This is a genomic window from Aerococcus sanguinicola (genome assembly GCF_008726925.1).
Taxonomy (GTDB): Bacteria; Bacillota; Bacilli; order Lactobacillales; family Aerococcaceae; genus Aerococcus.
In genome coordinates, this window is sequence record NZ_VYWO01000004.1 from 48,707 (window position 1) to 71,964 (window position 23,258).

Below are 23,258 nucleotides of genomic sequence, written 5' to 3' on the forward strand. Positions count from 1 at the left end.
TTATAGCAATAGAAAAGTAGAGATATAGAGGCCGCGCTTGCCATCATTAGGAAACGAAAGGGGCCAGCGCCGAAGCAAGCTTGCTTGTTGGGGGCAGTACTGAATAAGGCTGCCACTGTCAAATAAGAAGCCCATTCTTATTTTGGAGGACTTATCCTACTTGGGCCCTTGAACCATACACGCTGACTTTGTATAGGCATACCCAAGTAAGCTAAGATTCCTGAATCTTAGCTTTTTCTATTTGACCCAGTTGTTTAACCATTAAGGAGGAAATCAAATGTCTATTTATAGTGGATCCGGGGTGGCTATTGTAACCCCCTACCAAGATACTGAAACGCGTGAAATCAACTATGAGGTCTTCCGCCAACTCGTTGAACGGCAGATTGAAGCAGGCACCGACGCCATTATCGTTGCCGGGACAACGGGCGAAGCTAGCAACCAAACGGATGAAGAACAAATTGACCTTATCCGCTACTGTGTGGACCTGGTCGACCACCGTGTCCCTGTCATCGCTGGGGCTGGCTCTAACGACACCCGCCATGGGGTCAACCTATCCAAGGCCTGTGAAGAAGCAGGAGCCGATGCCCTGCTCTCTGTTACCCCTTACTATCTAAAGACCAACCAAGAAGGCCTCTACCAACACTTTGCGGCCATCGCCAATGCCGTGACCATTCCGATTATCTTATATGATGTTCCAGGACGGACCGGCATGGGTATCGCCCCTCAAACCCTCCGTCGTTTAATCGATGACTTCGACCACATTGTCGGGCTCAAAGACGCCACCGGAAACTTCAACCATGCCGTGGACAACCTCCATTACTGTGGCGACCAAGTCGATGTGTATTCCGGCAATGACGATACCGCCGTCCCTCTTATGAGCTTAGGTGGCAAAGGTGTCATCTCCGTCTTAGCCAATATCGCACCGGAAGAAGTCCATACCATGATCCACGCCGCCCTCGATGGAGACTTTGCCAAGGCCCGCCAACTCCAGGCCAAATTCAAGCCCCTCATCGACACCCTCTTCTGTGAGCCTAACCCCATCCCCGTCAAAGCCGCTCTCGCCCTCCAAGGCTACGAGGTCGGCCCAACCCGCCTCCCCTTAGGCAAACCCCAAGAAGAAACCGTGGCCAAACTAAAAGAGCAAATGCAAGAACTCGGCTTGTTGAACTAACAGGGTGTGAGAGGATGCGGGAGAAAGGGAGCTCTGGAGTAAAAGACCAGAGAAGGCTGAAGGCCTTCGACGGACTTTTGCGAAGAGGAGCCCTTTCTGCATCCTCGAACCCGACTATAGGGTGTGAAGGCTAGCGGGAGAAATAGACCTCTGGAGCAAAGGTCCAGAGAAGACTGCAAGTCTTCGGCGGAGCTTTGTGAAGAGGAGCTATTTCTGCTAGCCTGAACCCGACTTTATAGGGTGAGAGGGCGCGCAGGTAGCTTCCTTTCACTGGAGCAAGTCACCAGAGCAGTCTGAAGGACTGCGGCGGAGACTTGTGAAGTGACAAGGAAGTTACGCGACCGAACCCGACTAACAGGGTGCGAGACTTGGCGCTTAGGCTTGGATGATTGGAGCAAGGCAGAATAAGAGCGAAGCATTCGCTCGTTTCGGACTTGTGAAGTCACTCCAAGTCTGCCAAGTCGAACCCGACTAACAGGGTGTAAGCAAAGGCGTTTAGAAAGGGATGACTGGAGGCAAAGCGGATAAGAGCGGCTGCAAGCCGATCGTTCCACTTTGCTGAAGTCACTCCCTTTCTGCCTTTGCGAACCCAACTACAGGCGAACCATCTAGCAAGGCACCCTTTAGCCTGGCTAGATGGTTTTTTTATTATAGAAAGTGGCAGGGCCTTTTAGCAAAGAAGTTGTTAATCGAACCGTCATTCGAAAGTTTACGACCAGTGATTCTAATTCTGTCAAGCAAAACATTTTTTCAGAGCCTGGAATGTTTCTAGGCTCTTTTTTCTGCGAGCGAAAGCATTTTCAGTCTTCTTTTCTCCCTTTCATCAGCTTGAATAAAATCGGTTTTAGTATAAAATAGTATCTATCATATACCATTACAATTGGAGGCTTCAACTAATGACCGATCGACAAGTCCCCTTTCGAATCAAAGCAACCGCGATGGATGAAGATTATATTGACCAGTACAACCGTTCTTCCTTCCACCGGCATGAGCTGATTTTTGTGACCAAGGCTCTCCGTATCACCGTTAACCAACAGTCGCTTGAGGTGGAACCCAAGCAAATCATTGTCATTCCTTCAAGTATCGACCTTAAGCTAGAAGCCGGGCAACACTATGCGACCCCTCAGTACTACGGCTACGTTCTCTCCATTGGGGATAATTACCTGGACGAGATCAACCATACCTTCATCGACACCACCGACCTGATCCAAGTCTTCAGCCAGTTGCGCATCCTCCCTGTGAGCGAAAACAACTGGCAGGTCTTCCTCGACCTCTTCGGCCAACTCAAGCAAGTCCAAGCGGAAAAGGCGACCCTCTACCAACAGAAAATCATCTTCCACCTGGCCAGCCTGCTCTTCCTCGAAACCTGCCAGATCTACCAGGCCCCTGATGACCCCCTGCTCCATGAACACACCAAGCGCGACCAGCTAGCTATCGATCTCAAGCAATATGTCGACGACCACTTCGACCAAGCCATCACCCTCCAAGACACCGCTAAGCACTTCAACATCTCCACCTCAACCGTGAACCGCATCTTCCAAAAATACTACCACGACACCCTCTACCAATACCTCATCACCAAGCGCCTCAGCTACGCCCACGACTGCATCAAAAAAGGCCAGTCCATCAGCCGCGCATGGAAAAACGCCGGCTTCAAAGACTACAGCAACTTCTACCGATCCTTCATCAAACACTACCATTACAGACCCCACGACGCAAAATAAAGGGTGAGAGGCTTGGCGTTTAGGCTTGGGTGATTGGAGCAAGTCAGGATAAGAGCGAAACATTCGCTCGTTCCGGACTTGTGAAATCACTCCAAGCCTGCCAAGTCGAACCCGACTATAAAAGGGTGTGAGCAAGAGCGCTTAGACTTGAATGATTGGAGGCTCATCGAAAAAGGCTGACGCCAGTCAGACGTTTCGATGAGCTGAAATCACTTCAAGTCTGCTCTTGCGAACCCGACTACACAGGGTGTGAGAGGATGCGGGAGAAAGGAACCTCTGGAGTAAAAGACCAGAGAAGGCTGAAAGCCTTCGATGGGATTTTGCGAAGAGGAGCCCTTTCTGCATCCTCGAGCCCGACTAAAGGGTGTGAGGGCTGGCGGTTAGCTTTCCTTCACTGGAGCAAGTCACCAGAGCAGTCTGCAAGACTGCGGCGGAGACTTGTGAAGTGACAGGAAAGCTGCCAGACCGAACCCGACTAAGGGTGTGAGGGCGCGCGGTTCTATTTGCGAATAGAGGTCCCGAATGCAAATAGGAAATTTCAATTGGCATTCGCACGGTTCCGTATACAGATCGAGCGCTCCAATCAACACTCTAGCCAGGCCCCTTTAGCCTGGTTAGAGTGTTTTCATTATTAATGGGAGGGATGTTTTTTTCAATCTACTTGCTAATAGTGGCATCATTTGAAAGTTCAGGTTTAGCAACTTTCAATCATGGAAAATAGAGCTTGCACGACTCCAACCCACAACCGAATATCCCGAGTGTGGCTTGCCCAAGCCAAGCCCCTCCCCCTCTCTCTCCAGTCAAAAAAAATGCCTATCGACCGCCATTCCAGGTCGGACAATAGGCATTTTTTTCATTTTATTTTATTGGAAGACCATCCCACCATCGGTCACAATAATTTGGCCGGTGATGTAATCGGATTTCTCTGAAGCGAGGAAGGAGACAAGGTTGGCCACATCTTCTGGTTCTTGGGTACGGCCAAGGGCAATGTTATCCACTTGTTCCTTGAAGGTTTCCCCTCTTTCAGCACCTGTTAATTCGGCGAATTTTTCATCCAGGCGGTCCCACATGCCAGTTCCAGCAATCCCTGGAGCATAGGCGTTCACGGTGATGCCATCATCAGCGAGTTCTTTGGCAGCCGTTTGGGTTAGCCCGCTGACCGCAAATTTTGTAGCTGAATAGGCACTGAGCATTTCAAAGCCTTCGCGCCCAGCGATACTTGACGCATTAATGATCTTACCTTTAATGCCAAGTTCCTTCATCTGCTTAGCGGCAGCTTGGATCCCGTAAATCGTCCCCTTGATGTTGATGTCAAAGAGAGCCCCGAGGTCATCTTCTTCCAAGTCGATCAGCGGTGCGACCCGGCCTTCGATCCCAGCATTGTTCACGAAGACATCCAAACGGCCAAATTGATCCACCGCATAAGCCGCCAAGTCTTTCTGATCTTGCAACTTGCTGACATCGGCTTCCTTAACCGCTGCTTCAATCCCTTGGTCAGCAAATTCCTTCTGGGTAGCTTCTAAAGTCTCTAAGTCAATATCCGCTAAGACGAGGTCAAAACCATCTGTCGCTAATTGTTGGGCAATGGCCTTACCCAAACCTTGAGCGCCACCTGTAATCACTGCAACTTTCTTCTCTGACATAAAATAAATTCCTCCTTTTCTTAAGTTAAATCTAGTATAACAATTTCGGAACCGAAATAAAAATAAAAGGCCTCGAGAAATTTTTAGACCAGCCCATAAAGGTCAGTGGCAGGCTTTGAGACTAAAAAAAGGGCTGGATGAAAAGCTCCAGCCTCTTTCTATAAGTTAAAGTTTTTACTGCTCAAATCATCAGATCTAAGCGTCTGTTATCGTTTATTACATATTCAATTGCCGCTCGAGATTGGCGATCACAGCATCGGCAGCTAGTTCCTGGCCTTCCGTCAGGGACTGGTAGAGTCTAAAGTAGAAGCGGGCGGTCTTCATATTGCCCAGCTCAACAGCAGCCTGGGCCATGTTGACCAGCTTGCAGAGGGCAGCATCGGAAGGAAACTGGTCCATCTTGTAGTCTTGGAGAATCTGGGCCACTTCCTTCGTCGTTAAGTCATCGTCAACAGACAAGCCCTCTTCTTTAAGCTTATCTAGGAGCCCAGCAGCCACATCATTTTCCTTCCAGCGCAGACTGATCTTCGCAAAGTTCATCGCCGCCTCGCGGTCGCCCTTGCCGTAATAGAACTTGGCCAAGCAGGCATAGCCCCGAGCGAGAGCTGAGCGTTCAATGGAATACTTCAAGCCTTTTAGAATCATGGCATAGGCCATGCCGTACTGGTCCATATCCAGGTAGAGGGCCGCCAAGTCGTAGATAATGGTCACTTGGTAGGGGTGCCAGAGCAGGGCCTGTTGGTAGGCATCGGCTGCTTCCTTGCGCTCATTAGCCTGGAGCAAGATCTTAGCATAGCTCTGGTAGATCTTGCTGAAGTCGCGGTGGGTCGGCAAAAGCTGCATCCCCGCTTCTTCATGGAGCAAGAATTCAAAGCGCCCCACCAAATCAAAGATCGACAAGTGGCGCTGGCCCGGCTTGGGCGTGTACTGGTCGAAGTCAGCATCCAAGCTACGGATGAAATCTTCCATAGCGAAACGCGCCTCTGTCACCTCACCCGCCGTGAGCATATCGTCAATCTTGGCCATGAAGATATTATCGGAGTGCTTGTCCGAATCATCATAGCGTTTGCGATTCGCCAAGGTCTCTTCAGGATAAGCTTCATAGAGCAAGTCCTCTAACTTGGACAGGAATTCTTCGTTACGGATCAGGACAATATTCTCAACCAATTTTTGGCCCACTTCGCGAATGGCCTGGCTATAATTGCCCACAAGTAATTGTTCAATTTCTTTAAGTAACTGTTCTTGATCTTGATTCATAATATTCTTCCCCTTAATTCGGAATAATGATTACCGGTCAAAGACACCAGTAATTATTGTAATCGGCCCTTGGTCAAAGTTCAAGGCTGGTCATCGAGCGAGTGATGCCTTTTACCGATCACTATTGGTCAATCATCCAAGGGCCCAGCAGGAAAACGCTCCTCCAAAGATTCCTCCATCTCTTCCAAAGACATCACTTTGACAAAAGAGTCTGGGGTAAAGCGCGGCTTGTAATCTTTAGGAAAATCATCGAATTCTGCTGAATTAAAGAGATACTTCTGCTTCTCTTCGTCGGATAAGGTCCGGAAATAGGCCATTGGAATCATATCATCCGCCAGGCGCTTATTGGCCAGGCGCTTGATGAAGTGTGTTATATTGGAGAGGTCGTAGTAATAAGCATAGTAAAGGTCCGATTGACGCTGGTCGATTGGGGTCATTGAGAACTCCACTAAGAGCTTCAAGAGGGCCTGCTTCTCCAAGAGATTCCGGTTGTTAAAGCCCTGGAAACTCGTGCGCAACATATAGGGCTGGTCCAAGTTGATCTCCGCGAGCTTACTGTCATCATCATAGATCTTCAAGACGCGGAAACTCTCACCATCCCATTCCTTGGTCGCTACATAATAATTCTCAATGAAAGCCAAATGATTCAAACGGGTATATAATTCATCCAAACGCATGGTGTGCCTCCACCCTTCTAGTCAAGCTATTGAAACGCTAACAGTCTTATTATAACAGACTCCCCGTCTAAATACGGCCAAAAGCGCCAGTTTATTTCTAGTGGAAAAAGAACAAGCGGTGCAAGACTCCCCTCCCACAAAAAAAGGCCCCGCAAGGCCCTTTCTAATCTTTGTCTTCTTTGATCATGCCAAACCAGCGGCGGTCAACGATGCCGCGGTTGTTGGCCAGGCCCCGTCTCTGGACGCCCTCTTCCTGGTAGTGGCAGGCTTCTAGGATGGCTTGGTTGGCCTTATCCTCTACGTCAATCCCTACCTGGACCCGGTCAGCTTGGACGGAGTCGAAGAGGAATTGGGTCACTGTCCGAACAGCCTCCGCCCCCAGCTGAATGCGCTGGTCCGACTGGGCGAAGAGAAATTCCAATTCACAGGCCGCAATTTTTTTGACAATCCGTTTGACATGGATCTCGCCGATAAGGGCTTGGCTAGCCTTGTCTTCCACTCCCCAGCGGTAAATCTTATCATTAGAGCGTTTGATCTGCCAGTGTTCCAAGAGCTTCTTTGTGGTCCGCTTGGAATCATGGACACCCCAAGAAGCATATTGGGTCAGCTGGCTATCGCCTGCCCAGTGCTTATACATCTGTTCATAGTCGGACACATCGAACTTGCGCAAGAGCAAATTCTGTGTCTCAATCGTCTTTGTTCCTTTGTGATTCATACAAACTTTCCCCGATTCCGGCTTCTATCGATGCCTAATTATTCATTCATTGTCACGGCTTATTATAACATAAGTTCTCGTCATTTGGCCTTAAGATTCTTGCTTCACTTGGTCACGGTAATGAGCCAGTTGGAGGTATTCTTCAAGGGTCAGCTGATAACGGTGGATAAAGGCGGCGTGGTCCCGGCCCACATAGCGGTAGTGCCAGGGCTCGAATTCGTAGCCTGTGATGGCCTCGCTTCCTTCCAGATAGCGCAGAATAAAGCCGTACTTGTGGGCATTGTCTGCCAGCCACTGGGCCGCAGGAGTTTCTCTGAAACTTTCATCTAGGCCCCCGCCCTGGTCCAACCAGGCCTGGCTCAGCCAGTCGAAGGCCAAGCCCGTGGCATGTTCCGTTGCCCGTTCGGGTGCAATGTAAGCATCAGTTAGACGTTCGGCTTCTTCCTTGGACTTGCCCTGGTTGAGATAGGCTTCATATTGGTGCTGACGGTTCTGGGCCTGGGATGCAATCGAACGGAAGGCAGAAATGGTTCGCAGGTCATGGCCCGCTGCCTGGGCATCGGCCATCAGGGCTTCCAAATCAGCCTGGACTCTTTGGTCATAGACCTGGCCTTCTGGCGTTTGGGCCGCTTGAAAATCCGGCTCCTGGTCCAAGAGCTCCTGGCGGTTAACCAGGATCAAACGCCAATCCCTAGGGTCGACGGCATCTGGAAGGTCAGCCAGGACTTGGTCTAAATTGTCCCCAAATTTAGCCTGGAAGTCCTTGCTCTCTGGTGCCAGTAGTTGACCCTGGCTTGGGCGCTCGTCTGCTTTAAGGGCGGGCACTTGGTTGGTGACCTCGGCCCCTTGCCCCTCAAAGACCTTGGACTGGTCAACTAGGCCCAGACCCACGACCAGGCCGGTCAAGAGGATCATATAGACCATCTGCCTAGCATGCTTATAGCCCTCTTCTGTCATCTCATCCGCCTCCCTTAAGTCTTAAGACTTATTATAACAGCCTTTAGCCCGGGCCGAAAGCTTTTTAAATGAGGCAATAAAAAGTAAACTATGGTACAATAATGAAGAAATTATGAGAGAACGGAGCGATTAAGAGATGGAGCGAGAAGATTTAGCCCATGCCCAACGCCTAGTATTCAAAATCGGAACCAATTCCCTACTGACAGACCATAATCAAATTGACTACCCGCGCATCGACCGTCTGGCCTTCACCCTGGCTAGCCTCCGCCAAGCGGGTAAGGAAATTATCCTCGTCAGCTCAGGGGCTATTGGCGTGGGCTGTGTCCAACAAGGCATCGCCCAGCGCCCCCAAGCCATTCCGGAACAGCAGGCCTTGGCTGCCCTGGGGCAAGTGACCCTCATGAGTATCTACAGCCGCTTCTTTACCTATTATAACCAAGAAGTGGCCCAGATCCTCTTGACCCGGGACGTCATGGACTACCCCGAGAGCCTGAAGAATTGCCGCAATAGCTTGGACGTCCTCCTGGCTCAAGGCGTCATCCCCGTTATCAATGAGAATGATGCCGTCGCTGTTGACGAACTCGACCACCAGACCCGCTTCGGGGACAATGATACCCTGTCCGCCCTGGTGACCAATATTGTCAACGCTGACTTGTTGGTCCTCTTAACCGACGTGGATGGTTTCTACACCGATGACCCCCAAAGCAATCCCCAAGCCCAAAAGATTAGCCGGCTCCACTGCATTGCCCAAGAACAGCTGGACCAAGCCGGTGGCAAGGGATCGAGCTTCTCTACTGGCGGCATGACCACTAAGCTCAAGGCCGGCAAACTGGTCCTCGACCAAGGCCGGAGCATGGTCATCATGGGCAGCCAGGAGCCAGCTGATATTTTCAAACTGCTAGCGGGGCAAGAGATCGGAAGCCTGGTCTCTGCCGCCACCGAATCCTTAAAGGAGGAAGAATAACATGGACATCAAAGAACTCGGACAGCTCTGCGAGCAAGCTAAAGCCGCTTCCCGCCACTTGGCCCAGGCCCATAGCCAGACCAAAGAAAAGGCCCTCTTCGCTATGGCCGACCAAATCCGCCAGGCCCAAGCCAGCATCCTCGAAGCCAATGCCCAAGACATTGCCCAAACCCGGGACCAAGGGCGTCCCGACAGCTTTATTGAGCGGATGACCTTAACCGAAGACCGGATAGAAGCCATGGCCCTGGGCTTAGAAGATGTGGCCCGGCAGCCCGACCCCATCAATGAAGTCATCACGGGTTGGACCAGCCCCCAAGGCCTCAATATCGTACAGAAACGGGTCCCACTAGGGGTTATCGGCATTATCTATGAATCCCGGCCCAATGTCACTGCGGACGCGGCTGGCCTCTGCTTCAAAGCGGGCAACAGCGCGATCCTCCGCGGAGGCAAGGAGACCCTCCAAACAAACCGGGCCATTGTCACAGCCCTCCAAGCCGGTCTAGCAGACGCTGACCTGCCCCAGGCTGCCATCCAATATATCGATGATCCCAACCGGGCCCTGGCTACTGCCTTTATGCAGATGGACCGCTATGTGGACTGCCTCATCCCCCGGGGAAGCGGCAATTTAATCCAAAGTGTGGTTCAAAATGCTACCATCCCGACCATCGAAACTGGAGTGGGTAACTGCCACCTCTATGTCCACCAATCCGCCGACTTAGACCAAGCTGTCCAACTCTTTATCAATGGCAAGGCCCAGCGCGTCTCTGTCTGCAATGCCCTGGAGACCCTGGTCCTCGACCAAGCCATTGCCAAGGACTTCCTGGACAAGGCCCGGCCTGAAATTGACCGCAATGGTATCCGCCTCCACGGTGACCAGCGGACCTGTGCTTTGGTCAAAGACGCCAGCCCAGCCGAAGAGCTCGACTATGCCGAGGAATACCTGGACTATGACATTGCTGTGAAGATTGTTGACTCCTACCAGGAAGCCATCGACCACATCCAGACCTATTCCAGCCAGCACTCCGAAGTCATTGCCACTGAGGACTACCGAGTGGCCCAAGACTTCATGAACGATATCGACGCGGCCTGCGTCTATGTCAATGCCTCCTCCCGCTTCTCAGATGGGGGAATCTTCGGTTTTGGTGGTGAGATCGGCATCTCCACCCAAAAACTCCACGCCCGCGGCCCCATGGGACTTGAGGCCCTCACCTCTTACAAGTACCTGATCCAAGGCCAAGGCCAGATCCGGGAATAAAGAATGATCAATCCAAACCATAACAAAAGGCATCACTTGACTAAAGTCGAGGTGATGCCTTTTTATCGATTAAACTTAATCCGTCTTAAATCTTTTCTTCGGCTAAGACTGTAGCTTCCTCTTCTGATTCCGCAGCTTGAGCATAGAATTCAGAGTCAGGAACCGGCGCTTTCTGGTCTTTGCGCTGGCAGGCACTGGCATAGAGGGTGCCGACCAGGGTATGGAGGACGGTGGTGGCGGCCCCAGCCAGGGCAACATTAGGGTTGAAGTGTTGGAGAGCCAGGGTCGAGGCCAGCCCCCCATTTTGCATACCGATCTCGATGGCAATGGCCCGGGTGGATGGGATGTCGTAGTGGCGGAACTTGCAGACCAAGTAACCCGCCAAGTAGCCGCTGATATTGTGAATCAAGACCGCAGCCACGATGACCCAACCGCTGGCCTTCAAAGTCTCCGCATTAATAGCGACAGACCCCGCTAAGACCAGGAGGACCGCTAAGGAGGACAGGCTAGGCAGGAAGTCCTGGGCCCCCTTCAAATGCTCACCGGCAAAATAATTAATCACAATCCCTAAGACAATCGGCAAGAGAACAATCCGAACAATGGAGAGGAACATGGGCCAAAAGGCGATATCAATATAGGCTCCCCCATAGGCCGCCAAGAGCAAGGGGGTCATAAAGGGTGATAAGAGGGTCGACACGGAGGTTGCGGACACCGATAAGGCCACATTACCGTTTGCCAGGAAGGTAATCACATTAGAAGAAGTTCCCCCTGGCGCACAGCCGACAAAGATCAGGCCCAAGGCAATTTCTTGGGGCAGGTTTAAGAGGTTGGCCACGACATAGGCAGCAGCCGGCATGAAGCCGAACTGGACCACAGCCACCAATAAGACTTGGAGGGGGTGTTTGAAGACCTCGGAGAAGTCATGGGGCTTCATCGTCAACCCCATGGTAAACATCACCAAGCCTAGAAAAATCGACGTATAAGCACTGGCCCAAACAAAGGCCTGGGGTGCAAGCAAGGCCCCCAAACCCACTAGCAGGACAATGACCGCCAAATAGCGGTTAAAATAGCCATTCAGCCGAGCAAAAAATCCCATCACTAAAACTTCCTTTCTTGTTTCTCATCTTTTTCTCATTTATTTATCATTGTTATCCAGTCTATACCTTCTCCCTTGATTTTTCAAGTCCTTTAGCGGAATATTCTGTCATTTTAAATAGAGGATAAAAAACCACCTGCCCCGGATAAGACCGCATCGGCAAGTGGCTAGCCAGCGGACCTGTCCTAGAATTTCCCCCGGGACTGGCCGCGCTTATAATAGTAGATGATCAGTAAGGCATAGAGGCAGCAGGCCCAACCGGAGCTGAGGATGCTGTAGCCCCCGCCCGTAAAGAAGAGGGGGCCGCCTTGGTAGACGTAATAAGCTGGTGCTAGGCTCAGTCCGCCCTCTTCCAAGGCAGGATCAACAAAGTAAAGCACCGAGGACAGGCCATTCAGGGCCACATGGAAGGCCATACTGGACCAGACATTCCCCTCCACATAGGCGACCAGGGAGAAGAGCACGCTCGCTAAGAAGCCCGCTAAGACTAAGATCAGCTGGGAAGGCCCATCCAAGGGCTTGTTGAGGAGGTGCATCAGGGCAAAGAGGCTGGCTGGCAGGAAGATCCCCCAATAGACCGACCTCGCGCGACCTAGCAGCTTCAAGGCAAGGGACCGGAAGACCAATTCCTCTTGGACCGCCCCATTGAGGCCATCCGCTAAGACCAGGTAGGCCAGACTATAAAAAGAGACTTCCCCGGCTTGGACCTGGCCCGGCAAGGCCAGGGCCGTTCCTAGAACCAGGACCAGGGGCAGGGCTAAGGCCAGAAGCCCCGTTGACTTAGCGACCGCCCGGGGCTTGAGTCCCAGACTCTCATCATCTAGGGCTAAGACCTTCACTTGGTAGGGTTTGAAGAAGCCCACAAAGATGACAAGGTCCAGCACCGGATTGACCAGGCTAGCCAGGCCCTCATAGGGGATTAAATTGGTCAAGAGCGTAGCCAGGATTTGGGCTAGGATCATTAGGCAGAAGGCCAGCAGGCTATAGATTAAGGCGAGGGGTAGAGATTTAGTTTTCATCCGATCAGCTCCTTGCTTAAGCAGTCATTTTATCGGAAAATTTTAGCATAAAAGTTCCCGCTAGGCAATAGCTTTTTAGGAGAGGGGCAGCTTATGATTAGGCATTCCTAATTGTTTGCGTTATACTGGGTATTGCTTGGATAAATTATTGAGATAAGGAGATTTTTATGTTTGATTGGTTTTTAAACTTACACCCTGTCGCGCAAGCTGGCCTAGCTGGAATCGTCACCTGGTTCTTCACCGCTCTCGGCTCCTCCTTGGTCTTCTTCATGGGGGAGATCAACCGTAAATTACTGGACGCCATGAACGGCTTCGCAGCGGGGGTCATGATTGCTGCCAGCTTCTGGTCCCTCCTGGCGCCTTCCATTGACTATGCGGAAGCGGGAGGTTACGGCAAGTGGGCCTTCTTCCCTGCCCTGGTAGGCTTTGTGGCAGGAGGGCTCTTCCTCAGCCTCTTGGACAAGATTATCCCCCACATGCACATGGACAAAAGCCGGTCTGAAGCAGAGGGGGTCCCCACCCAGCTCTCGTCAACCTTCCTCCTCTTCCTCGCCATCACCATCCACAATATCCCCGAAGGCCTCTCAGTCGGCGTGGCATACGGGGCCGTGGGGTCTGGGATAGCCAATGCCAGTATGGCTAGCGCCATCTCCCTGACCCTGGGGATTGCTCTCCAGAACTTCCCTGAAGGCTCAGCTCTGGCCATGCCCATCCGCGCCAATGGCAACAGCCGCTGGCGGGCCTTCAACCTCGGCCAGGCCTCGGCCTTAGTTGAGATCATCGGGGCTATCCTCGGGGCCTGGTTGGTCACCCAGATGACTATCATCCTCCCCTACGCCCTGGCCTTCGCTGCAGGTGCCATGATCTTTGTCTGCGTGGAAGAACTCATTCCCGAGTCCCAGAGCAATGGCAACGAAGACCTGGCGACCCTGGCTTTGATTGCTGGTTTTGCCGTGATGATGGTTCTCGACGTGGCCCTCGGCTAGCTTTTAGCCTCTCTTCCCCGAGTAAACGAAACTTGTAAACGCTTTGAGCATATAAGTTGTATCTGGCCTACTTTCTGTTATGATTAAGTCATAGGAGGTAGATATTATGAACCAAGTAACGATTGAAGAATTTTACGACATTGTAAAAGCAGACGAACCCGTTAACATTCTTGATGTTCGCCCACGTGACTTATACGAAGAAGGCCACGTCCCAGGCGCCGTTCACTTCCCTCTCTCACAGATCGAAGACCACTTAGATGAATTAGACAAGGACAAGGTCTACTATGTCATCTGCCATGACGGCAAAGGGTCCAAAAAAGGTACCGAAATCTTAGAAAAGAATGGTTTCAATGCCGTTAACGTTGAAAAAGGAACCCCTGACTACCCTGGCGAATTAGAAAAATAAGTCGTCTGACTTGACCAAAAGGCACCGTATCGATTGGAGATACGGTGCCTTTTTTTCTATTTAATATCATAAGCAAACGATGAGTTATTTTATTCAAGAAAGTTAGCCAGGATCTGCCGGCCGTCTGGGGTCATGATGGATTCAGGGTGGAATTGGACGCCGTAGATGGGGTAGTCCCGGTGCTCTAAAGCCATGATTTCCCCGCTAGCGGTCTGGCCAGTCACCCTGAGGCAGTCGGGCAGGCTCTCCGTCTCAGCAATCAAGGAGTGGTAGCGGGCCACGGGAAAGACTTCCGGGCAGCCAGTGAAGAGCCGACTAGCGGTATCGACCTTAATCTCTGACTGCTTGCCATGCATCATCCGGTCAGCATAAGTCACCACCCCACCAAAAGCCTGGCAGATGGCTTGGTGGCCCAGGCAGACCCCGAGGATGGGAATCTTTGGCCCCAGTTCGCGGACCAGGTCCACAATCACCCCGGCATCTTCTGGCCGACCGGGGCCGGGCGAGATTACAATGGCTGTTGGCGCTAGGGCTTCAATTTCTTCCAGGCTCAACTCATCATTGCGGATGACCTGGATGTCGGGATTCAATTCCCCAAGCAATTGATAGAGGTTATAAGAGAAACTATCGTAATTATCAATCATTAAAATCATTCGTCTACCTCCTGGGCGAGTTCAAGCGCGCTTAGGGATGCCTTGGCCTTGTTCAGGCATTCCTGGTATTCCTTATCGGCTTGGGAATCCGCAACAATCCCTGCCCCACTGCGGACAAAGACCTTGCCATTCTTGGCGTAGATCAAGCGGATACCGATACAGCTTTCCATATTACCGGTAAAGTCAATATAACCAATGGCCCCACCGTAGATCCCCCGCTTGCTTCCTTCCAATTCTGCAATCAACTGGCAGGCCCGAATCTTCGGCGCCCCTGACAAGGTCCCTGCTGGCAGAACCGAACCAATGGCATCCAGGGCATCACAGTCCGACCGCAATTGGCTGCCCACCACCGAACCAATATGCATGACATGGGAGAAGCGTTCGATCGCATGCAGTGCTTCCACCTCCACACTGCCGAATTCACTGATCCGACCCAGGTCATTGCGGCCCAGGTCCACTAGCATATTGTGCTCGGCCAATTCCTTACTATCCGAAAGCAGGTCTTCTTCCAAGGCCTGGTCTTCTTCAGGTGTTTTCCCCCGGGGCCGGGTCCCCGCCAGAGGGAAGGTGTGGAGCCGGCCATCTTTTAGCTTGACCAAGGTTTCGGGCGAAGCACCAGCTAATTCGACATCCGTTCCCGCGAAGTAGAACATATAAGGCGAGGGATTCACTGTCCGCAAGAGCCGGTAGGTGTTGAAGAGGCTGCCGGAGAAGGGGGCTGATAAATAATTCGAGAGGACAATCTGGAAGATATCCCCTTCCCGGATATAGGCCTTGGCCCGGTCCACGATGTCACAGAATTCCGCCTGGTTGAAGTAAGGGGTCACTGGGCCTTGGATCCTGCCGGCTTCTTCCTGAACCTTGTCGCCGTGGCGGAGGAGGTCCTCCATCGCATCCAGGGCCTGGACTGCTTCCCGGTAATTCTTTTCCACTTGGTCCAGGCGCACATTTACGATCAGAATGATTTTTTGTTTCAAATGATCGAAAGCAATCACCTGGTCAAAGAGCATCAGGTCCAGATCCTTGAAGTTCTCGTGGTCAGCGACGGGGCGCTTGGCTGCAGGCTCCACATAGTTGAAATAATCATAGGCGAAGTAACCCACCAGGCCCCCAGTAAAAGTCGGCAAGTCCGGCAAGCGTGGGCTCCGATAGTCCGCCAGTAATTGGCGGAGGTAGGCCGCGGGGTCTTCCGTCTCATAGACCTGGTCCCCGATTTCTAAACGGCCATCCTTACAGGTCACTTCCAACTTAGGCTCATAGCCAAGGAAGCTATAGCGGCCCCAGGTCTCATTAGCTTGAGCCGATTCCAGCATATAACAATGACTAGAAGCCTGCTTCAAGATCCGCATGGCTTCGATGGGTGTGATAAAGTCTGATAGAATTTCGCGCGCTAGGGGCACAATGGTATAGTCCGGGTCTTGGGCGAAGGCTTGGACCTCCTCCAGGCTTAGCTTTAACGGCATATTCTTTCCTCCAAATTCTAAAAACCGCCTGCCAAGAAAAAAAGTCCTTGACAGAAGTACACATCTGTCAAGGACGAATCGTTACTTTGAGTAAATAATCCGCGGTGCCACCTTGAATTTACGCTCGCGCGCACACTTGGCTAGGATACCAACATATCCCTGGTTCGTCACGCCAACCTTCACGTCGCAGGCTACTCGACTCCGTCTTTCACTGCGCCCTCTGCGGTCCATTTGACAACTTGTTTCTGGTCCGGCTCTCATCTCCCCGGGCTCTCTGTGCAGGCATCGTTGCCGTTATCTCCGCTTCATCGGTTTAATTGCAACTAGTCTAGCATGGCGGATCACACTTGTCAACAAGAAAAATACAAAAACCGGTCCCAGATCAGGACCGGCCGGAAATTCATATCAGTCATTGGGTCAGCTCTCGGTGTGCTTGCCCCTAGCCACCGGTCTCTTAGAACACCACTTGGCCCAAGGCGGGATGGTGCAAGGAAAATTTTTGATTAAAAAGCGGGACCGATTGTTTGAAAAATTTGAAGGGGCGTTTTGTGCATAGGCCGTTCGAAGGAAAATTGGAGAGCCCGTTTTGTGCTCAGAGCTGTCGACCGCAATTATCTGAGTCTAAACGCGCGCCCTCACACCCTTTACATGACCAAAATATAGATAAAGTGGGCGGCGGCTCCGGCGACTAGGCCGCCGATGGTGTGGCTGAGGAGGGCGTAGCCGGTGACTTCTTGGGTGTCTAGGGCATCCATCATGGCGATGTGGGTCGATAGGTAACCTGACCAACACATGCACATGGCGGTGAAGACAGCCAGGTCATTGCCATTGGCGAGGCCCGATTCGACCAGTTTGGCTGCCATCCCCACGGCAGCGCCCGCTGCTCCCAGGGCAGTGATGGGCACAGAGACGGCTTCAGGGTTGGAGAAGCCGAAGATTGGGGTCAGGATAAAGGATAGTTTCTCCCCTAACCAAGGCAAGAAGGGAACGCCCTGGCCGAGCTCTCCGGTGTAAGTTCCGTCTGGTCCGGGGCCGTGGGTCAAGAGCATCACCATGGTGCAGACCACCAGGACACCAGGAATAATGGCCAGACCCATTTCTACCCCGTTCTTGCCCCCATCTAGAAGAGAGCCCAGGATACGAGCACCGACTCCTCCCGAGCGGACCACTCGCGATCCTGTTGGCAGGTTTTCGCCATGTTCCGTCTCCACATAGTCTGTCGTCCCATAGACCTTCTTGGTGAAGTGCAGCATGAGGCGGACACTGACCACACTCCCAATTACTGCACCCGAGTTCCCGATCAAGGCTGCCATCGCCGCCCCCTCTAGCGGAATGGCGAGAACCGTTGCCGTCACAATCAAGCCCATCCCAAAAGACGTGCCGATATTGGTCAAGGCAGGCAACTGGTATTTCTTGAATAAACGTTTGAAATTATCTTCCTTGGCCAGGGTCAAGACCGCTGGATTATCTGACATGTAGCAGTTGAGCACGCCTAAGGAGGAAGCCCCCGGCATGTCATAGATGGGGCCAATCAAGCGGGACAAGAGCTTATCAATCAAAGCCACAAAACCAAATTCAGAGAAGAGGGAAGACAGGGCCCCCGTTATGACCGATATAGCCATCAAAAAGAAGCAGGTATTCATGAGGAGGTCATTAGCCGTTGCCATAATGGTCGACAGCATATTGACTACCCCCATCCGACTGCCAATCGCTCCAAATATCCCAAAGAAAACCACCACAAAAACAATAGGTTCGAGGCCAATTGCTTTTTTATATCGATATTGTTTCACCCAATCCACTCCTTAACACATCACTCATTCGATAAAACTTTTCCCATTATAGCACAAAAAGCAGCAAGCAATCGATAAGAAAAGGCGCCCCCTAGTTTCTGGCGCCCTTTTCCTTGACTACTTATTTATTAAAGAAGGAAACCACTCGGGCCTTGTCTAAGGCGCGTGCGGTTTGATAGCCTAGCTCAAAGTCCACCATGCCGTGGATAATCCCACCCAAACCGACGAAGACAAAGAGCGTGGTAAAGTAGCCCGCTGCTAAGTTGCCAGTGCCGAGCCCCGTCACCAGGTAGACCACAATCACTTCGGCCAAGGCATGGATAAAGGCAAGTACGAAGGAAAAAATAGTCCGTGTGCTCACTTTTTTGACCACGCTAGGATGTTTCTTAAAATAATAAGCCCCAAAAGTCGCAAAGAAGACGTGGCTGAGCCCGCGCAAGCCAATAACAAAGGGAAAGCCCGCCAAGAAAAAACCGATACCAGAAGCCAAGGCCACAAAGGCTGCTGACGCAGGCCCCATGAAGATGGCCAAGACAATGGGCAGATGGCTGGCCAGGGTATAGGAAGCCGGCCCGAGGACCACTTTGATGGGCATGACCATGGGAATCAAGATGGCCAAAGCCGTTAACAAGGCGGTTAAAGTTAAGCGTTGGATGGACTGTTTATTCTGACTGAGAGACATGGAATCACCTTTCATTTATTTTTTCTAATTATTACAAGCTATCTACAGGGGCCGGTACATGATATAGATATTGGAATAAGTCCCATTCTTCAAGAGGAAGCCATCAGGAATGGTGCCGACAATTTGGAAACCTTGCTGGGTATAGACCTTAATGGCAGCATAGTTGATGGCGACCACGGCATTGAACTGCATCCCCTTGAAACCTAATGATTTCGCTTCTTCCAGCGAGGCTTCCACCAGGCTAGCAAAAAGCCCCCGCCCGCGGAAGGCCTTGTTCATGCAGTAGGAAGCATTGGCCACATGCCCGCAACGGCCGATATTATTGGGTGATAGGGTATAAAAACCGGCTAGCTCGCCGTCAATCTTCATGCAGGTCACGCCCGCTTTATGGGCTAAATAATCAGCAAAGTCTTCCGGACTGTAGAGCGCCGTCCCTGGAAAGGCCAGACCATCTTCCAACACATCATTCCAGATCGCCGTCATTTGCTCAAGATCTTTCGGCTGATAGGTTAACAATTCCACTTTCTTACCTCTTTCTCATCTTTTACTCATTTATTATAGAGGAGAATGTGGCCTTTGCCTAGGGGGATTTTGACCCTTTCCATACAAAAAGCCCCCCTCACGAGGAGCTTGAAATGATTCCCTATTCACCAAAGAATTGGTAGGCAATCTCATGACCCTGGTCGATCTTGGCCCATTGCTGGTCTTCGGTCAATTCATTCCCACAGTCGCAAGAAGCGAAACCACATTGGTGGGAGAGGTATAAGTTGTCTTTTGAAACATAGTGGCTGGCTTCCTCTAAGAGGCGGAGGGCGCGGTCAGCGTCATCCAAACCAGCTGTCTTGGAAGATAGGGCACCGACAACGACTTCAACGTCTGGGCGGTCTTCGAAGACTTTGAGCGCAGACAAGCTCCCGGCCCGTTCGTCATCCCATTCTAAGTAGAAGCGGTCATAGTGTTGGCGGGCGAGGAAGTATTTAGCGACTTCGGTATAGGCCCCATCCGTGAAGGCGCGTGAGGCGTAGTTGCCGCGGCAGTTATGGCCGTAGACCTTGAGCCCCAATTCATGGGCATAGTCAGCCACTGCATTGTTCAAGTCAATCAATTGATTGGCCAGTTCTTCCTTGGAGAAGCTGGACCCGTCAAAGTCTAAGGAGTCGAGGCGGATCTCATCCTCATCACCGACAAAGCTGGCCCAGATGCAGTCATCAATCTGCAGGACGCTGGCACCGGCTGCCGCATATTCTTTGACGAATTCCTTATAGGCTTGGGTCAGGTCATGGCGGAATTCAGCTAGGTCAGAATAGAACTTGCCCTCGCCAATCTCACCTAAAGCCAAGAGCTCGAAGTAGAGGTGGCCCGGCGCAAAGATGGTGTGCTTCACAGCAACATCATCGGGCGCTAGAGACTTCACCAATTTGAAGTGGTCGACGAAGGGGTGGTTCTTGCCCGATAACTTACCGGTCACATGGAGACCAATATCGCGGCGGGTTTCATAGTCCTGCTTGTTGCCGTCCGCATCTTCTTCGTAGAAGTGGTAGCCAGAGTCATTGATGTAGCGGTCAATCCCGCTCAGGCCCCAGGCGAAGTCCAAGTGCCAGAGAGAGCGTTGGAATTCCCCGTCCGAGATCTCAGTCAAGCCATGGGCCACTTGCTTAGCCACGATGTCTTTAACCGCTGCTTCTTCGGCTTCCTTGTAGCCAGGCAGGTCATCGTAGAAGGGATAAGTAATGTCGTCACGTTTTTCAATTTCATTTTTATAAGTCAAGAGTTCTTTGGGGCGTAAGAGAGAGCCTACTGTTAAGAATCGTTTGGAAAAAGTTGTCATGTCAATCACTCGCTTTCTTGACTCTAACTATACGCGAAGGGCGGAAAAATTTGAAATATCTATTTACAAGAGCTAGCTATAGCGGTAGACTATAGCCAATCTTTTAGAAGAAAGGAGCCCAAGCATGCGCCTCGAAGACTTTAAATACTTCCAAACCATTGCCAGCGAGCTGTCACTCAGCCAGGCCGCTAACAAACTCTACATCTCCCAGCCCTCCCTGTCCAATGCCATGACCAAGCTCGAAAAGGAATTGGACGTGACCCTCTTCACCCGGAGTTCGCGGGGGATTTCCCTCACCACAGATGGCGAAGAATTCCTCCAATATGCCAACCAGATCCTGGAACAGATGCAGTTAGTCGAACGCCGCTACTTCGACAAGGAACCCCCTGCTCTCCCCATCTTCTCCGTGGTCTGCCACCACTATGCCTTCGTCGTCGACGCCTTCTCCCGCCTGCTCAAGCGCCACCAGGACAAAGCCTTCCAAGCCTCGGTGAAGGAGGTCCGAACCTATGAGGTCATCGAAGAGGTCTACCAATTGCGGAGCGAACTGGGCGTCATCTACCGCAGCCACTACAACCAGAAGATCATTGACCGGGTCCTCTCTGACAAGCACCTCAGCTTCACCCCCCTAGTCACCGCCAAGCCCCATATCTTCACCTACAAGGGCCACCCCCTGGCCAAGAAGAAACGCCTGACCTTCGAGGACCTGGCCCCCTACCCCCGGCTCAACTTCGACCAGGGCAAGCACAATTCCTTCTACTTCTGGGAAGAAGTCCACGCTGACCAAGGCGTCAAACAATCCATCGTCGTCAGCGACCGGGCCACCATCTTCAACCTCATGATCGGCCTCAACGGCTACACCATCTCCTCCGGCATCATCAACGCCAACCTCAACGGCGAAGACATCATCGCCATCCCCCTCGACTCCAGCGAAGAAATCGAAATCGGCTACCTCACCAACGACAGCCACACCCCCAACCCCATCGCCAAAGAATTCATCAGCATCTTAGAAGACTGCCTCAAAGAAGGAATAGAAAAACAAAGGGTGTGAGGGCGCGCGATCAGAAGTGGGCCTCTGGAGCAAAGAGCCAGAGAAGACTGAAAGTCTTCGAAGAATCTTTGTGAAGAGGAGCCACTTCTGCGCGACCGAACCCGACTACAAAGGGTGTGAGCAAAGGCGATTAGAAAGGGATGACTGGAGGCAACTTGCTAATGGTAGCCTTGTTCGCGAGTTGGTGCGACCCTACTTGCTAAGCAGAGGCCCATTTGCGAGTTGGCGCAGCACTACTTGCTAAGTAGAGCTCCGTTTGCGAGTTGACGCGACTCTACTTGCTAAGCAGAGCTCCGTTTGCGAGTTGGCACAGCGCTACTTGCTAATGGTAGCTCCGTTTGCGAGTTGGCACGACTCTACTTATAAACCGTGGAACCATTTGAAAGTTCGCCAAGCAACCAGCAGAAGAAGAAAAACCAGCAGAGCCCACATTCTGCTGGTTTTTTCATAGATTTAATTAGGGGCAACTCACCGTCTTCTAATTAGGCTTCCTCATCCAAAACCGCAATCACTTCAGCGGGGAAGGCTACAGCGTCCTTGATATGGGGCGCATTGATCATAATGATGCTGCCCGTTGCGGGTACTTGGTCCAAATTGGCCATAACTTCAATTTGAAATTTATTTTCATTGAGCCAGAAGCGTTGGGCGACCAGGTCTCCGGCTGCGGCGGCTTCAGGTCCGGCGTCGGTATTCAGGGTTTCGTGGCCAATGGCGGTAATCCCTCGGTTGCGGCTCAAGTATTCCAAAGCCTCAACGGACCAACCTGGCGTGACTTCTACCCCATCCGCATTGGTGTTGATGAAGGCTTCCTGGGAGTAGATCCGCTTGTACCAACCGGAAGAGAAGGCAACAAAGGCTTCAGCTGGAATTTGCCCATAGCGGTCTTCGAAGGCCTTGATGTCCTCTACCGTCACCGCATAGCCAGGATTAGCGGCCACCTTGTCTTCCAGGTGCAAAACATAGAGGGGCAGGTAGCGTTCCTTCTGGGGAATGTCTGCCATGATCCGTCCGCCTGCCATGAAGTGGGCAGGGGCATCAATATGAGTCCCGTGGGAAGTTCCCAGAGTGTACTCCCGGTTGTCCGAGCCCGTCTCCTCCAAGGTCGTCAACACCCGCTCCTGGAGGGGGTTAAAGGCCTGGTAGATGGCCATATCTTTGGTCACTTCATGGGTTAGGTTGACCCATTTCTTTGCTTTCAAATGAGCGAGTAGGTCCTGTGTTGTCATTAGTTTTCATCCTCCAAATCATCTAAATCGGGCAAGTAAAGAAAGGTCCGAAAGCCCCTCGACTTATAGTAGGCATCAGCTCCATTGTGGTAGACAAAGGGCTCCCCATAGCGGTAGTCGCCAAAGAGCGCGCCTCCTCGTTGCCGCATAGGCTCTGGCGTCTTCAACCAAGAAGAAGTCTTTGAGTCCAGGGGCCCTAGAAGCTGCAAAGTAAGGTACATATCGATAGGCATCAATTTGGTTCCCATGGCCTGGCACATCTCTTCAACACTGGTTTCAGGTGGAAACTTCTTGCGTCCCAAGCGCGCCTCCCGGTCATAGCAGACACTCCGCCGGCCTTCCGGACTCTCTGGACTCATATCGGCAAAGAAGGCCCTAGTGAAAGGCTCGCAATGAATCAAGTCCGGCTGTCCGCCAGTCTCCTCCATGGCAATGATACTGTCCAAAAAGTCGCTATCAGCTTCCAAATAAAGCAAGAGCTCGTCCCAGTCCCAATCCGAATGGCGGTCCGGGTGTGCCTTAAAACGCTCCTCCAATATCTGCAAGGCTTCTTTAGCTTCCATAGCCTCTCCTCCTTCTATAATTTAAGCTTAGCATAGCATGTTTTTTCTTGAACTTTTAATAATTCGCCCTCATCACCTCAAAAAAGCGCACCAAGAACATCTTGATGCGCTCTGACTTGCCTTCATTGAGCT

The 23,258-nt window shown here is 51.7% G+C and carries 22 protein-coding genes and 1 riboswitch; of the genes, 7 read left to right on the forward strand and 15 right to left on the reverse strand.

Annotated elements, in window-relative coordinates:
• Positions 1–17 precede the first annotated feature (17 nt).
• Positions 18–160, forward strand: a riboswitch (Lysine riboswitch).
• A 117-nt stretch (positions 161–277) separates the two neighbouring features.
• Positions 278–1,171 carry a 4-hydroxy-tetrahydrodipicolinate synthase gene (gene dapA / locus F6I03_RS06660; protein WP_150983092.1) on the forward strand — a complete coding sequence of 298 codons (894 nt, stop codon included), beginning with the start codon at positions 278–280 and terminating at the stop codon, positions 1,169–1,171.
• 896 nt (positions 1,172–2,067) lie between these two features.
• Positions 2,068–2,895, forward strand: coding sequence for a helix-turn-helix domain-containing protein (locus F6I03_RS06665; RefSeq protein ID WP_070430362.1), 828 nt, complete (start codon positions 2,068–2,070; stop codon positions 2,893–2,895).
• Positions 2,896–3,758: 863 nt separating this feature from the next.
• Here F6I03_RS06665 and F6I03_RS06670 read toward each other — a convergent pair.
• From F6I03_RS06670 to F6I03_RS06690, 5 genes are all read right to left on the reverse strand, one after another.
• Positions 3,759–4,538, reverse strand: coding sequence for an acetoin reductase (locus tag F6I03_RS06670; protein WP_070431353.1), 780 nt, complete (start codon positions 4,536–4,538; stop codon positions 3,759–3,761).
• A 216-nt stretch (positions 4,539–4,754) separates the two neighbouring features.
• Positions 4,755–5,795 (reverse strand): hypothetical protein, encoded by a 1,041-nt coding sequence (locus F6I03_RS06675; RefSeq protein WP_070431354.1) that lies wholly within the window; start codon positions 5,793–5,795, stop codon positions 4,755–4,757.
• A gap of 128 nt (positions 5,796–5,923) precedes the next feature.
• Complete coding sequence (locus tag F6I03_RS06680) at positions 5,924–6,472, reverse strand: hypothetical protein (RefSeq protein ID WP_070431355.1); 549 nt, start codon at positions 6,470–6,472, stop codon at positions 5,924–5,926.
• 163 nt (positions 6,473–6,635) lie between these two features.
• Positions 6,636–7,187, reverse strand: coding sequence for a GNAT family N-acetyltransferase (locus F6I03_RS06685; protein WP_070626293.1), 552 nt, complete (start codon positions 7,185–7,187; stop codon positions 6,636–6,638).
• Positions 7,188–7,277: 90 nt separating this feature from the next.
• Entirely contained in the window at positions 7,278–8,144 is an 867-nt protein-coding gene (locus F6I03_RS06690; RefSeq protein WP_070431357.1) for a D-alanyl-D-alanine carboxypeptidase family protein, read from the reverse strand.
• Between the two features lie 136 nt (positions 8,145–8,280).
• Here F6I03_RS06690 and proB point away from each other — a divergent pair, with 136 nt between their 5' ends.
• A complete protein-coding gene (proB, locus tag F6I03_RS06695; protein WP_070431358.1) occupies positions 8,281–9,108 on the forward strand; it encodes a glutamate 5-kinase in 828 nt (275 codons plus the stop codon).
• Position 9,109: 1 nt separating this feature from the next.
• On the forward strand, positions 9,110–10,363 hold the full coding sequence (locus F6I03_RS06700) for a glutamate-5-semialdehyde dehydrogenase (RefSeq protein WP_070431359.1): 1,254 nt from the start codon (positions 9,110–9,112) through the stop codon (positions 10,361–10,363).
• Between the two features lie 85 nt (positions 10,364–10,448).
• On the opposite strand, the gene F6I03_RS06705 is transcribed toward F6I03_RS06700, so the two are convergent.
• Complete coding sequence (locus tag F6I03_RS06705) at positions 10,449–11,459, reverse strand: bile acid:sodium symporter family protein (RefSeq protein ID WP_070431360.1); 1,011 nt, start codon at positions 11,457–11,459, stop codon at positions 10,449–10,451.
• A 185-nt stretch (positions 11,460–11,644) separates the two neighbouring features.
• Complete coding sequence (locus F6I03_RS06710; protein ID WP_070431361.1) at positions 11,645–12,478, reverse strand: CPBP family intramembrane glutamic endopeptidase; 834 nt, start codon at positions 12,476–12,478, stop codon at positions 11,645–11,647.
• A gap of 167 nt (positions 12,479–12,645) precedes the next feature.
• On the opposite strand from F6I03_RS06710, the gene F6I03_RS06715 reads away from it, so the two are divergent.
• Both F6I03_RS06715 and F6I03_RS06720 read left to right on the forward strand, forming a co-directional pair.
• Complete coding sequence (locus tag F6I03_RS06715; protein WP_070431362.1) at positions 12,646–13,464, forward strand: ZIP family metal transporter; 819 nt, start codon at positions 12,646–12,648, stop codon at positions 13,462–13,464.
• A 106-nt stretch (positions 13,465–13,570) separates the two neighbouring features.
• A complete protein-coding gene (locus F6I03_RS06720) occupies positions 13,571–13,870 on the forward strand; it encodes a rhodanese-like domain-containing protein (protein WP_070431363.1) in 300 nt (99 codons plus the stop codon).
• A gap of 89 nt (positions 13,871–13,959) precedes the next feature.
• On the opposite strand, the gene F6I03_RS06725 is transcribed toward F6I03_RS06720, so the two are convergent.
• The 6 genes from F6I03_RS06725 to F6I03_RS06750 all read right to left on the reverse strand — a co-directional run bounded on the left by F6I03_RS06725 (position 13,960) and on the right by F6I03_RS06750 (position 20,286).
• Positions 13,960–14,523, reverse strand: coding sequence for an anthranilate synthase component II (locus tag F6I03_RS06725; protein WP_070431364.1), 564 nt, complete (start codon positions 14,521–14,523; stop codon positions 13,960–13,962).
• A complete protein-coding gene (locus F6I03_RS06730; RefSeq protein ID WP_070431365.1) occupies positions 14,520–15,986 on the reverse strand; it encodes an anthranilate synthase component I family protein in 1,467 nt (488 codons plus the stop codon). The genes F6I03_RS06725 and F6I03_RS06730 overlap by 4 nt, the downstream gene beginning before the upstream one ends.
• 644 nt (positions 15,987–16,630) lie before the next feature.
• Entirely contained in the window at positions 16,631–17,776 is a 1,146-nt protein-coding gene (locus F6I03_RS06735; RefSeq protein WP_224788502.1) for a hypothetical protein, read from the reverse strand.
• A 121-nt stretch (positions 17,777–17,897) separates the two neighbouring features.
• Positions 17,898–18,473, reverse strand: coding sequence for a hypothetical protein (locus F6I03_RS06740; protein ID WP_224788503.1), 576 nt, complete (start codon positions 18,471–18,473; stop codon positions 17,898–17,900).
• 27 nt (positions 18,474–18,500) lie between these two features.
• On the reverse strand, positions 18,501–18,980 hold the full coding sequence (locus tag F6I03_RS06745) for a GNAT family N-acetyltransferase (protein WP_224788504.1): 480 nt from the start codon (positions 18,978–18,980) through the stop codon (positions 18,501–18,503).
• Between the two features lie 121 nt (positions 18,981–19,101).
• The gene (locus F6I03_RS06750; RefSeq protein ID WP_070431367.1) at positions 19,102–20,286 is read right to left on the reverse strand and encodes a 5-methyltetrahydropteroyltriglutamate--homocysteine methyltransferase; all 1,185 of its coding nucleotides are present in this window, start codon (positions 20,284–20,286) and stop codon (positions 19,102–19,104) included.
• Positions 20,287–20,410: 124 nt separating this feature from the next.
• On the opposite strand from F6I03_RS06750, the gene F6I03_RS06755 reads away from it, so the two are divergent.
• Positions 20,411–21,337, forward strand: coding sequence for a LysR family transcriptional regulator (locus tag F6I03_RS06755; protein ID WP_070431368.1), 927 nt, complete (start codon positions 20,411–20,413; stop codon positions 21,335–21,337).
• A gap of 482 nt (positions 21,338–21,819) precedes the next feature.
• Here the strand turns inward: F6I03_RS06755 and F6I03_RS06760 are convergent, their stop codons facing one another.
• Positions 21,820–22,563: a cyclase family protein gene (locus F6I03_RS06760; RefSeq protein WP_070431369.1), complete on the reverse strand. Its 744-nt coding sequence runs from the start codon at positions 22,561–22,563 to the stop codon at positions 21,820–21,822.
• Entirely contained in the window at positions 22,563–23,126 is a 564-nt protein-coding gene (locus F6I03_RS06765; protein WP_070431370.1) for a DUF4256 domain-containing protein, read from the reverse strand. Before F6I03_RS06765 ends, F6I03_RS06760 begins: the two co-directional genes overlap by 1 nt.
• Positions 23,127–23,258: the final 132 nt, after the last annotated feature.